This window comes from Vibrio misgurnus, assembly GCF_029635775.1.
GTDB lineage: Bacteria > Pseudomonadota > Gammaproteobacteria > Enterobacterales > Vibrionaceae > Vibrio > Vibrio chanodichtyis.
The window spans coordinates 1,765,731-1,778,615 of the sequence record NZ_CP113241.1 but is presented as its reverse complement, the minus strand read 5'-3'; the positions used below and the strand labels follow the sequence as shown (position 1 = coordinate 1,778,615).

Below are 12,885 nucleotides of genomic sequence, written 5' to 3'. Positions count from 1 at the left end.
AATTGAAACGCATAACTTTTCTTGGTAGCCCAATGGATGTCGCTTCAATGAGTGAAACCGTTGCGCTGATCCGTGAACGTATTCTGCGCCACGAGTTTACCCAGCATGTCGTAGTCAATGTGGCGAAATTAGTCAACATGCGTAAAGATCCGCAATTGGCTCAATCAGTCACCGAGTGTGATCTGATCAATATTGATGGTATGGGCGTGGTCTGGGGGGCTCGTTTTCTCGGTCACGCGGTACCTGAACGAGTCGCTGGTGTTGATTTATTCTTAGAACTCAATGCGATGGCAGAGAATGAACAGCTTGCGGTCTTTTATTTGGGCGCTCAACCGGACATTGTAGCCAAAACCGCTGCGGTCATGCAGACTAAGCACCCTCAGTTGACCATCGCCGGATACCACCATGGCTATTTTTGGGATGATGAACAAGCAATCGTGGAGAAAATTCGTCAATCAGGCGCTCAGTTGCTGTTTGTCGCGATTACCTCTCCGAAAAAAGAAAACTTCATTAACCGTTGGAAAGATCAGTTAGGCGTCTCGTTTGTTATGGGCGTTGGCGGTACGTTTGATGTGGTGGCTGGACATGTATCCCGTGCACCTTTGTGGATGCAACAATTCGGCTTGGAATGGTTTTATCGGGTATTACAAGAGCCTAGAAGAATGTGGAAACGTTATTTATTGACGAATAGTCAATATATTTGGATGCTACTTGTTGAGAAGTTCAGCGATTCAAAATAAGTGAATAGTTCTTTTGTTTATTTATGTTTTTTTGTTTGTAATTATTTTGGATGAAATTTGAGTAATCAGTTATGAAGTCTATTGGTGTAAGTTTGTCTTATTTTCGATAAGCACAAATGCTTTTATCAAACTGGCGTGTTTTTATTATGATTTACCTTTAATATTTACTCTAGCTTGATACCAAAATGACACATTGATGCATATTAAGATGTTGCACTATGTTGATCATTCATTGCAGCATAATATGCTGGGTACAGGCCTAACCATTTACTTTTACAAGGAAAGGTAAACAATATGAAAATCCGTCGAACTTATCTAGCTGCATGTTTTGCATTGTTATTTTCATCAGCATCTTTTGCCGATGAAACTTGTAGTATTACTCCTGAAGTAACATTAAATCAAAATCAACTGCCTAGCGAAGGTGGCTACATATCCACTAAGTTGTCCATTGCTAATGAAAATTGTGGTAGCGTAAAATTTAAATATTGGCTTTCAGTGACTGGTCCTGATGGTCTTTATTTTCCGGCTAAAGCGGTCGTTGGTGCCGATACCTCACCTATCGAGTCAGAGCAAGGTCTACGTGAAGGAAACAACTTAAATGTTACTCGTGGTATTTGGGTTCCTGAATATATGAGAGATGGTAAATATACAGTCTCTTTACAGGTTGTTACCCAAGACGGTGATATCTTTAATAGTGATGAAGATTTTGCCAAAGGGGTTGACTTTAATAGCTTGCCCACAATTGATGGTGTCACACTTGAAGTGACCAATCAGCTAGATATTAAAAATGTAGCGAGTACTGGTGGTTATGTGCCATTTTCAATTAATGTTGAAAATGGACGCGATACTCAAGCTAAAGTGGAATTCTGGATGAGCGCCATTGGTCCTCATGGGTTGGTTATTCCTGTTCATGCTCGAGAAAAGTGGACCATCGCTTCCGGTGCTGATTATTCTAAAGTAAGAGGTTTTTGGTTCGAAGAAGGTTATCCTGCAGGGTATTATGTTATTAAGACTGAAATGGTAGATTTAGAGTCTGGTGCAAAAACAGAATCACTACTATTAGTCATTAAGGACTAATCTTCCGATCTGCGATCTTACTGAAACTGAGGCATATATAAGATATGCCTCAGTTGTTTTATCTGCTTATTCATTTTTCTGAGTTATACTCTACAGTTATATTGGTGGTTTTGTTGTCTATGGATAGAAACTGGCTAGATGGTGTTAGGTTATATTGGTTGTTTTTGATTTGAACATGGTCGAAAGATAAAACACTATCTTGAGTTGTTGTTCTAATGATGGACTTATATTGATCTTCTATTCTGTTTTTTCCTTTTTCAAAATGGATATTATTAAAGGTATTCTGTTCTATTTTAATCTTTTTTATCGGTTGCTTTGCGGTGTTTTTTTTACCAAAGCTTTGTAATCTTATTCCTTGCTGAATGGTGTCAAAAGTATTACCTATGATCGAGATGTTACCCCATTGAATTTCTTTTGTTGTTCTTGGATTTGGATAAATGTTTATTGCAAATCCAAGGATATTATAAAATTTATTATTGATATAGCTGACATCAGAATAGTAGCTCACTTCATTAGCAGTTCCATTAATATCTGTAAATGTGTTGTTGGTGACTTTTGCTCCACGAGTTTCTGCGCGAGCAGAAAGCTTTAACTTACAACCAATAAATTGATTATTATCAATCAGGATATTTTGTGTGCCTGCTTTTTCGGTTCCTGTGGTTGCTTGGGTGGTTGTGACTTGCGCACAATCTTTAAACTTATTACCTCTGACGATGATGGAAGTGGAGCCTGGTTGATTGGAATGGTCATTACTGGCAGTGGTGATGCGTAATCCGGCATCACCAAACTGGTTAAATTGGTTGTGTATGATCCGGCTACCTTTAGTACTGCCTAAATAAATGCCTTGCTCTCCCCATATCGGTTGTTGATTACCATTATTAATTCCTTCGAAATGAATCGATTGCAGTGTGAGGTTTTGGGTATAAGCAATATGCAGTAAATATTCCCCAACAAATGGAGTGCATTTTTTTAAATGGCTACCATCTACACCACGGATAGTGATGTCATTTTTTTGTTTCAGGTGCAGCGTTCTGCAAATTTGATATTCGCCTGATGGAATGGTCAATATATCGCCATTGCTTAACTGATCTAGGGCATCTTGAAAGGCCGATGAATCATCAAGCCCATCATTGGCGATTGCACCAAAATCGGTTACATCAAAAGGATTAGCACTAGCTAAGCTGGAAAAGCTTAATAATAGCGCGAGAGAGCTTAATTGATAATGCACCGTGTGATCCTCTGATTAGTTAGCCATTTGTGTTCATATTGTGTTCACAGCCATGATGGATTGGCAGTAGGTAGGGTTGATATTAGCTTACGCTTCAACCAAAACTTTTCCTAATTGTGATTAATTTCCTTGTTTCTCAAAAATAACTCATGTGAAGGATATTGTCTCTATCATCTAAGCACTTTTCAATATGGTTGTTTTTATTTGTTTATTATATTTTGATTTAAAACTAAAGTTTATTTTCAGCATAAACCTTAGTTTTGATTTTTATACTAAGATTGGCTTGTCATTTAATGGTTTTTGTTTTCTATCTATTTGTTTTTGTTTTGTTTTTATTTATTTTGTGCTTTTTGATTAATTTGATATTAATGATTTTTACTGTGTTGCTTAGTTGGTGATATACATTGTGTCTTACAAATGACGCATGTTTTTCTATCAATAAAGATGTAGCCTGTATCCCACATGTCTCATACGTTAAGATTATTTATTGATGGTGTTTGTTTTTCTATTTTCTACATTTGATGTGGCAGGTTGGATAACATGATTCGATAAGGAGAGGGTGTGATGAAGGAAAAAGGTAGAATTCGGATTACTCATTATCAAGGGAAGTTCTTTTATCGACTGATCGATATTTTCTTTATTTTGTTGGTTATGTATCTTGCAGTAAAGGTTAATCAGCATGTAGTTACCATGGCTTATATTTCATTGGCATTGTTGGGTGGGCTTTTTTATTCATATATTGCTGAAAGTTTAGATATTTACAGTGATTGGCGTACGGCAAAGTTGCGATCTTTATCATTACATACCGCATTCTGTTGGGCTGCAACAATTGCTTGTCTCACCTTGCTGGGTTATTTCTTAAAAGTGAGTATCGACTTTTCCCGTCTAGTGATTGGTAATTGGTTTATTGGTACTTTTATTGTATTGATTGGCTGGCGTATATTGGCATTTGCCACTGTTTATTACATGCATAAAAAAGGCTTACACACTAGAAACTCAGTCATTATTGGTATGACAGTTCAGGGCAAAGAGCTAGCGGCGAATCTCATTCATAACCCTGAATTAGGGATTGTGATGCAAGGTTTTTATGATGATCGTGAACCTGCGCGCCTTGAAGATGGAGCACCAGTATTAGGCAGTATTAATGATGCGTTAAGTCTAGCTAAAACCGGTCAGGTGCAAAATGTGTACATTGCGTTGCCGATGCAGGCTCAGCATCGGATTAGCCAAATTCTAGAAGCGTTCTCTGATAGTACAGTCAACACCTACATCGTGCCTGATTTCTTTACATTCAATTTATTGCACTCACGTTGGTACACGATTGGCGATGTTAATGCCTTTAGTATTTTTGATAGCCCATTTAATGGACTATTGAACTGGGTTAAACGCTTTGAAGACTTGGTGCTGAGCAGCTTGATCTTGCTGTTGATTAGCCCTGTGTTATTAGTGGTGGCGCTTGGCGTCAAACTCAGCTCGCCTGGGCCGATCATCTTTAAACAAAATCGTTATGGTCTGGATGGTAAGCCAATTCAAGTTTGGAAATTTCGCAGTATGCGAGTGATGGATAATGGCAGCCAAGTATTGCAAGCCACCAAAGGCGATCCACGTGTTACTCGATTTGGAGCATTTATTCGCCGTACTTCATTAGATGAATTACCGCAATTTTTTAATGTGCTGCAAGGCAGTATGTCGATTGTCGGGCCAAGACCACATGCTGTGGCACATAATGAGCAATACCGCACCATTGTTAACCGCTACATGCTACGCCATAAAGTCAAACCGGGCATTACCGGATGGGCACAGATCAATGGTTGGCGTGGTGAGACGGATACCTTAGACAAGATGGAGCAACGAGTTCGCTTTGATCTCGATTATATTCACCGTTGGTCGCTGTGGTTCGATCTCAAAATTGTTTTTCTGACTATTTTTAAAGGCTTTGTGGGCAAAAATGTCTATTAAGTTAGTGTTCACTTACTTGAATGGCTCATGTACGACAGGTGAATCAATATGGAATGCAATAAAGGTAAGCAAAGGGAAGTGATGAGACTGACATCTGTGGTGACCGCCAGTTTAGTGATACAGGCGCTATGTTATGTGCCGTTGGCGGAGGCGAAGCCAACTCCGAACCCGATCGTGACCGCGTCAGGGGTGGCGATAGTACCGCAGCTTAATTTAACCAGTGGTTACAACGACAATTTAGCGAAATCTCACCGCCAGCAAGATAGCTCCGCTTTTACGATTATTGAACCCGGAGTCGGGTTAAGGTTTGAGCCGCAAGGCAATCAAACTGAAGTTAGCTATCGGTTACGTAATGGGCGCTATTTTAGCTCCGAGCAAGATAACTTTACCGACCATTTTCTCGAGCTTTCTAGCCAGTGGCCGTTGAATTCACGTCACCGTTTCGCTGTGCAATATCACTTAGCATTAGCCCATGAAGGACGTGGTGATAACGATACTACGTTTGGCCTAGCGTATAACCAGTATGATAGCCATACACTTAATTTTGGCTATAGTTTTGGTGCTACCCAAGCGGTAGGTCGTGTTGAGACCAATCTAGGTTGGCAGGATTTTCGTTATCAAAATAACCGAACGATTACCCAATATCAGGACTGGGAGGAGTGGCGTTTTAATTCGACCTTTTACTATCAGGCTTGGCCACGCACTTCATTGATTGCACAGGTGATCGCCAACTCGCGTCGCTATGACCTAGTGGAGCCGAAGTCCAGTAGTAAAGATAATGATCATTACTTTGCTTACGTTGGTGCGTTTTGGGATGCCACCGGTAAATTGCAAGGCAGTGCCAAACTGGGTTATCAGCAAAGAGAGTTTGTTGCCACCAGCCGCAAGGATTTTGATTCTCTATCGTGGGATGTCGATGTGACTTACCAAATTCGCACCTATTCAGCATTGCAACTGTTGACGCATCGCCGCTCGACAGACGCCGATGGTGACGGCGATGCCATCGATGCGCAAACCTATCAAGCCAGTTGGTCGCACAATTGGAATGCCAAGTGGCAGACTGTCGCGCAATGGACTCAACTTGATGAAGCCTACACCGTTTCTGAGCGTGAAGACCAAACCACCAAGGCGAGTTTAAATCTCAGTTATGATTTTCGGCGCTGGTTAACCTTTAACGTTGGGGTTGGCCGCGAAAGCAAAGACGCTAGTTTTGATCGACTCAGCTATAGTCAAAATGTTTATTTACTGTCCATTTACGGTGTGATGTAACCCACTATGAAGTCTCTATTCTCTTTTGTGCTCTGCTTGTTACTGCCAGTTCTGGCGATAGCCAATGATGGTTTTTATCGTTTGGGGGTTGGCGATCAAATTCGGATCCAAGTCTATGACGAACCCGAGCTCTCTTTTGAAACTCGGGTCAGTGACAATGGTACGTTGGATTATCCATTTCTTGGCAAAATTAGTTTGAAAGGTCAAACCTTAGAACAGGTCAAAACTGAGATTCATGATGGTTTGCAGGATGGATATCTGCTTAATCCGAATGTGTCGGTATCTATCCTCGAATATCGCCCTTTCTTTGTGAATGGCCAAGTGATGAAGCCCGGTAGCTACCCATACCATCCCGGTTTGACAGTTAATCAAGCGATCACTATCGCGGGGGGATTCACTGAACGCGCCTCAAAAACCAATCTATTTATTGCTAATAACGATGATCTTGAGGCAAAACCACTCAAAGTCACGTTACTGAGTAAACTTCAACCGGGTGACATATTGACTGTCTCCGAAAGCTTCTTTTAATTTTAGGGTGTAACGGTACACAAGATGGCAGGTAAACAATTCACTCAAGAAGAAGTCATTGATATTCGTCAGTATTTCAATGTGCTGCTTAGCTACAAATGGCGAATTTTGCTGTTTTCAACTTTAGTCACCACAATAAGCTTATTGCTCGTGCTCTCAATGCGTTCAGAGTACACCGCTCGTGCCACGATTTTGATTGAATCGACACAAGCGAAAGCGGTATCGATTGAAGAGGTATATGGGCTCGATACCAAAAGTCAGGAATACTATTTAACTCAAATTGAAATTCTTAAATCGGATGCGATTGCAGAGCAGGTCATTCAGCGTTTGGCTTTACAGAGCCACTCTGAATTCGACCTTACTCCGCAAAATAATCGTTTATCCGAGTTAAAAGAGCAGATCTTGCAGTGGCTACCGATACTTAACCGCTTCAAGTCACAAAATGTGGAGCAAGATCCAGAACAGTTGGCATATCGTCAAAATCGCCTAGTGTTATATAAGTTCAAGCTGGGTATGGAGATTGTTCCTATCCGTAAAACGCAGTTGGTCAATATTTACTATACCGCGGGAGATCCTCAATTAGCGGCTAACATCGCTAATGAAATCGCTCGGGTTTATATGGATAGTCATCTGGAAGCCAAGTTGGAAGTGGAATTAAAAGCCAACACTTGGCTCAATACGCGTATGGAAGAGCTGCGTGAAAAAATGCGCAGTTCCGAGACTCAACTGCAGGCATTTTTACAAGCCGAAGGTTTAGTAGATGTGCAAGGCGTGGAAGGCTTAGCAACCCAGGGGCTGGAAGAGCTGACTTCACAGATGAACCGAGCGCGCGATCGTCGTGTTGCCGCAGAAACCCTGTATTTGGTCGCTAGCAGCTATAGCAAAAATGATCGCGATATCACTGCACTCTCATCCATTCCAGAAATTTCCAACCATCCGACCATTCGAGATTTGAAGGTAGCAGAGGTCGATGCTGAGCGTAAAGTCTCTGAATTTTCTAAGCGTTATGGTCCGAAACACCCGAGATTGAAATCGGCGCAGGCACAGCTAGATGCGGTGCGTAGCAATCTGCGCGCTGAGCTTAGGCAACTACTTAATGGTATCAACAATGAGTTACAGGGCGCAAAACAAGCGGAGCTGGCACTGCAGGCGGAATTTAAGCAGCGTAAATCAGAGTTTCAAACTCTAACCGTCAAAAATGCCAAATTTTCAGAACTCAAACGTGAAGTGCAAACTAACCGTGAGCTGTTTGATCTATTCTTAGCTCGCCAAAAAGAAACCAGTGCTTCAGGGGATTTTAATACCACTATTGCCCGCTTTACTGACCAAGCGAGCCCACCGTTAGCGCCGAGTAAGCCGAACAAAAAGCTGATTGTGCTGTTGACGTGGGTGGCATCGTTTGGTTTTGGGTGTGTGTTGGCATTTATTTCTGATGCGATGTCCGACACTTTCACCGATATTAAGCAAGTAGAGAAACAGCTGGCGCTGAGTTTATTAGGGGTGATCCCAATGATTGGTAAACGGCGTGCTAAATTAGATGCCAAAGCGTATTTTGATGCGGGCTTACATCAACTCACCGAAGCGGTGCGTACTATCCGCACCAGTTATTTACTGGCTCATGTTAATCAGGGGCAGCATGTGGTGATGTTGACCTCCTGTATACCGGGCGAGGGTAAAACGCTATCCAGTATTAACTTAGCCTTATCTTTAGCTCAAATGGAGAAGACGCTGCTGATTGACTGCGATTTACGCAAGCCAGCGGTTGCTCATCGGTTTGGGATCTCCGGTGCACAGCCGGGTATCACTAATTTGTTAACCGGGACCCATAGTCTTGCAGATTGTATATATCATGATCAGCAATCTGGGCTAGATATCCTCACGGCGGGGGTTTATACCTCGAATCCGTTAGAGTTGCTGTCATCTTCGAAATTCAGCCACTGGTTAACGCAATTACGTACTCAATATCAACAAATCGTGATTGATACTCCACCCTGTTTAGCGGTAAGCGACAGCTTTATGCTGGCCAAATACGTTGATTCGGTGATTTTAGTGATTGATGCTCATCATACTCGCACACCGATGGTGCGTGATGTAGTGGGGAAATTGACTCATCAAGCCAGTCGTATTGATGGGGTGATCCTCAATCGCTTGAATGCTAAACAAGCCTCACGCTATAGCGGTTACTATCATCCTCAAGCTTATTATGCTGATTACGGTAAAGCGAGTGCGCGCGAGTAGAAGCCAAAGTGAAAAAAAAAGTTTGTTGGTTTTCAATCAGGGGAAGCGAATGTGGCATGTATTGCGTGCGCTAATTGAGCAGCGTCCAGTTTCTATGCTGCTGTTGTGGGGATTAGCACTAATGACCGCATTGGCTTCAGGGCTGAAATCATTCGGTTGGCATGCTGATTACGTGAAACAGTTGGAGCTTATGGTTGGCAGCGATTTACACCTGCATGCATTATTAGCCCTGAGTTTAACCTTGGTTGTTTATCGGGTGCTTTCGGCGACCTACGCTAGTTATCAAGGTGTACTGTTCGCGGGAGGGATTGTCGCGATCGGTTGTATGGTGGATGAAGCGTTGCAAGCTTTTGCACCGTTACGGACTTTTAGCCTGTTAGATATTTTGGCCAGCTTGATGGGGGTGATGAGCGCAAGTTTATGCAACGCTTTTTGGGTAGGATGGCGGCAACGTAAGCCGGTTGCTGTTCATTAAGCTATCCGGCTTCTAGGCCATACCCTTCCTACCTGAAGCTGCAGCGGTGTTGGCGACGTTCGTTCACCCCAATCACATAGTTTGCCTATGCTCATGGGGACTCACTCATTTGCCGCCTAGCTGCAACTCCAAGTTGTTTGGGTATATTTAACCATGTTTACGTGGTTAAACATGCAGGTAGTCTCTGGCGTTATGAAAAAACTGCATAATAAATTCCGCTAATTAGGCTTTATGATAAAGATCAAATTATGTAGAATGCGTTGCATAAAGTGATGACGAAAACGTTTGCGTTGAGTCGTTGTGTGGTTTTTTTGCAATTTCAGTCAAATCTGAGTCAGGAGATACAGATGCTTAAGCGTGATATGAACATCGCTGATTACGATCCGGAGCTTTACGCGGCTATCCAAGAAGAGACTCTTCGCCAAGAAGAACATATTGAACTCATTGCTTCAGAAAACTACACCAGCCCGCGTGTAATGCAAGCACAAGGTTCTCAACTGACCAACAAGTATGCGGAAGGTTATCCTGGCAAGCGTTACTACGGCGGCTGTGAGTTTGTTGATAAAGCGGAAGCTTTGGCGATTGAACGTGCTTGCCAACTGTTTGGCTGTGAATATGCCAACGTGCAACCGCACTCTGGCTCTCAAGCGAACAGCGCAGTGTATATGGCGCTACTTAACCCAGGTGATACTGTGCTTGGTATGAGCCTTGCGCACGGTGGCCACTTAACCCACGGTTCGCCAGTGAACTTCTCTGGTAAGCATTACAACATCATTCCTTATGGCATTGATGAAGCTGGCCAAATCAACTACGACGAAATGGAAGCGTTAGCGTTAGAGCACAAACCTAAGATGATCATCGGTGGTTTCTCGGCTTACTCACAAATCGTTGATTGGAAGCGGATGCGTGCTATTGCCGATAAAGTCGGTGCTTATCTATTTGTCGATATGGCGCACGTTGCTGGTTTGGTCGCGGCTGGGGTTTACCCAACACCCGTACCATTTGCTCATGTGGTGAGCACAACAACCCATAAAACTTTGGCTGGTCCACGCGGCGGTTTGATTTTGTCAAATGCTGGCGAAGAGATGTATAAGAAACTGAATTCTGCGGTTTTCCCTGGCGGCCAAGGTGGCCCACTGATGCATGTGATTGCGGCCAAAGCAGTGGCATTTAAAGAAGCGATGGAGCCTGAGTTCAAAGCTTATCAAGCGCGCGTAGTCAAAAATGCTAAGGCGATGGTGGCGCAGTTCCAAGCTCGCGGCTATAAAATTGTCTCGAACAGCACCGAGAATCACCTGTTTTTGGTCGATCTGATCGATAAAGACATTACCGGCAAAGATGCGGATGCCGCACTCGGTGCAGCGAACATCACGGTTAACAAAAACTCGGTGCCAAATGATCCACGCAGTCCATTTGTGACATCTGGCATCCGCGTAGGTACACCGGCGATCACCCGTCGTGGCTTTACCGAGCAAGATGCACAAGATCTGGCTAACTGGATGTGTGATGTGCTCGATAACATCAATGATGCTGCGGTAATTGAAGCGACCAAGCAAAAAGTGCTGGCGATCTGCCAACGTTTACCCGTTTATGCGTAAGCGGTCAGTCGAACAGATACTGCGATAAGTGAAAGCCTGCATTTTTGCAGGCTTTCTACTTTTTATCTTACTTAGAAGCGCAATGGTTTTTACTACTTAACTTCTAACCCTTTGGCTTGCAAATCCGCATGATAAGAAGAGCGCACAAACGGGCCGCATGCCGCATGAGTAAAGCCGAGTTGCAGTGCGATGGCTTTTAGTTCATCAAACTCAGCAGGGGGAACATAGCGCTCAACCGGTAAATGGTGGCGGCTTGGTGCTAAATATTGGCCGAGTGTTAACATGGTTACCCCATGGGCACGTAAGTCTTGCAGTACTTCAATGATCTCTTGCTTGGTTTCACCTAAGCCCATCATTAGCCCTGATTTAGTCGGGATATGCGGGTGCTGCTGTTTAAATTGGCGCAGTAATTCTAGCGACCACTTGTAGTTTGCCCCCGGGCGCACTTTACGATACAAGCGTGGCGCCGTTTCTAAATTATGGTTAAACACATCCGGTGGATTATCTTGCAGCGCGGCTAAGGCAACATCCATCCGGCCTCGGAAATCTGGCACTAGGGTTTCAATTTTGATGTGTGGATTTAACTGGCGAATTTCACGGTTACACGCAGCGAAATGTTGCGCGCCACCATCACGTAAATCATCACGATCTACTGAGGTGATCACCACATACTTGAGCTGCATATCGCGAATGGTTTGTGCTAGTTTTTGCGGCTCTTGCGCTTCCGGCGCATTTGGGCGGCCATGGGCCACATCACAGAACGGGCAGCGTCGAGTACAGATGGCACCAAGGATCATAAACGTGGCGGTACCATGGTTAAAACATTCCGCCAAGTTGGGACACGAAGCTTCTTCACACACTGAGTGCAGGCTATTTTTACGCATCGCGGCTTTGATGTCTTGGATGCGTTGACTGTCGCTGGGCAGCTTTATTCTCATCCATTCCGGCTTGCGCAGAATTTCTTGCGGCTCTGTCGGCATATTTTTGGTTGGAATTAAGGCCATTTTGGCGGCATCACGATACTTAATGCCGGCTTCCATCTGAATTGGTTTACTCATAATTATAGGCTTCTGTGCTGAATTCGACTTGCTCGTAGTCTAGTTGAGCAACGAGGTTTTGGATTAATAGTTGTGCTACGGCTTCGAGGTCAACCGAGCGATCAAAATCGCTGATTTGCACCATCTCCATGCCGGGATAGCCACAAGGGTTGATGCGTTGAAAAGGGCTAAGATCCATCTGAATATTCAATGCCAACCCATGGAATGAGCAGCCTTTGCGGATACGCAAACCTAATGAACAGATTTTTTTATCTTGTACATAAACCCCAGGCGCATCAGGGCGGGCAGCAGAATCAATCTGGTAGTCTTGTAAGGTGTTAATGACTAACTGTTCAATCTTAGTGACCAGTTCACGAACCCCGAGGTGTTTACGGCGCAGATCAATTAATACGTAGGCGATTAATTGCCCGGGGCCATGGTAAGTGACTTGCCCACCACGATCACTTTGCAGCACTGGAATATCACCAGTATTTAATAGATGTTCAGTTTTGCCAGCTTGTCCTTGAGTAAACACTGGATGGTGCTCGACCAGCCAGACTTCATCGCGCGTTGTTGAGCTACGCTGATCGGTGAAGTGGTGCATCGCCTGCCAAACGGGCGTGTAATCCTGCTTACCAAGGTATCTCACTAACAACTGATTTTCCATCAAGCACATCCATCTGAGATATGTAAAGTATTTCGATTATAAACTGCTTGTGCATAATCAACTACCTAT

The 12,885-nt window shown here is 43.5% G+C and carries 11 protein-coding genes; 8 read left to right on the top strand and 3 right to left on the bottom strand.

Annotated features, from left to right (window positions below):
* Positions 1 to 2 precede the first annotated feature (2 nt).
* Together vpsK and OOK74_RS08155 are read left to right on the top strand one after the other, a co-directional pair.
* Entirely contained in the window at positions 3 to 740 is a 738-nt protein-coding gene (gene vpsK / locus OOK74_RS08160; RefSeq protein ID WP_488356473.1) for an exopolysaccharide biosynthesis glycosyltransferase VpsK, read from the top strand.
* Positions 741 to 1,034: 294 nt separating this feature from the next.
* Entirely contained in the window at positions 1,035 to 1,817 is a 783-nt protein-coding gene (locus OOK74_RS08155) for an RbmA family biofilm matrix protein (protein WP_274721203.1), read from the top strand.
* A gap of 70 nt (positions 1,818 to 1,887) precedes the next feature.
* Here OOK74_RS08155 and OOK74_RS08150 read toward each other — a convergent pair whose 3' ends face one another.
* Positions 1,888 to 3,045, bottom strand: coding sequence for a pectate lyase family protein (locus OOK74_RS08150; RefSeq protein WP_278182567.1), 1,158 nt, complete (start codon positions 3,043 to 3,045; stop codon positions 1,888 to 1,890).
* Between the two features lie 561 nt (positions 3,046 to 3,606).
* Here OOK74_RS08150 and vpsL point away from each other — a divergent pair.
* The 6 genes from vpsL to glyA all read left to right on the top strand — a co-directional run bounded on the left by vpsL (position 3,607) and on the right by glyA (position 11,112).
* Positions 3,607 to 5,004 (top strand): exopolysaccharide biosynthesis glycosyltransferase VpsL, encoded by a 1,398-nt coding sequence (gene vpsL / locus OOK74_RS08145; RefSeq protein WP_274721205.1) that lies wholly within the window; start codon positions 3,607 to 3,609, stop codon positions 5,002 to 5,004.
* Positions 5,005 to 5,085: 81 nt separating this feature from the next.
* The gene (locus tag OOK74_RS08140) at positions 5,086 to 6,273 is read left to right on the top strand and encodes an outer membrane beta-barrel protein (protein WP_274721206.1); all 1,188 of its coding nucleotides are present in this window, start codon (positions 5,086 to 5,088) and stop codon (positions 6,271 to 6,273) included.
* A gap of 6 nt (positions 6,274 to 6,279) precedes the next feature.
* Complete coding sequence (vpsN, locus tag OOK74_RS08135; RefSeq protein WP_274721207.1) at positions 6,280 to 6,801, top strand: exopolysaccharide export protein VpsN; 522 nt, start codon at positions 6,280 to 6,282, stop codon at positions 6,799 to 6,801.
* A gap of 24 nt (positions 6,802 to 6,825) precedes the next feature.
* Positions 6,826 to 9,039 carry an exopolysaccharide regulatory tyrosine autokinase VpsO gene (gene vpsO / locus OOK74_RS08130; protein WP_274721208.1) on the top strand — a complete coding sequence of 738 codons (2,214 nt, stop codon included), beginning with the start codon at positions 6,826 to 6,828 and terminating at the stop codon, positions 9,037 to 9,039.
* Positions 9,040 to 9,088: 49 nt separating this feature from the next.
* On the top strand, positions 9,089 to 9,514 hold the full coding sequence (locus tag OOK74_RS08125) for a VanZ family protein (protein ID WP_166014586.1): 426 nt from the start codon (positions 9,089 to 9,091) through the stop codon (positions 9,512 to 9,514).
* Positions 9,515 to 9,861: 347 nt separating this feature from the next.
* A complete protein-coding gene (gene glyA, locus OOK74_RS08120; RefSeq protein WP_278182566.1) occupies positions 9,862 to 11,112 on the top strand; it encodes a serine hydroxymethyltransferase in 1,251 nt (416 codons plus the stop codon).
* 92 nt (positions 11,113 to 11,204) lie between these two features.
* Here the strand turns inward: glyA and lipA are convergent, their stop codons facing one another.
* Both lipA and lipB read right to left on the bottom strand, forming a co-directional pair.
* A complete protein-coding gene (gene lipA / locus OOK74_RS08115; protein ID WP_166014588.1) occupies positions 11,205 to 12,170 on the bottom strand; it encodes a lipoyl synthase in 966 nt (321 codons plus the stop codon).
* A complete protein-coding gene (lipB, locus tag OOK74_RS08110; RefSeq protein ID WP_274721209.1) occupies positions 12,163 to 12,816 on the bottom strand; it encodes a lipoyl(octanoyl) transferase LipB in 654 nt (217 codons plus the stop codon). Before lipB ends, lipA begins: the two co-directional genes overlap by 8 nt.
* Positions 12,817 to 12,885 lie beyond the last annotated feature (69 nt).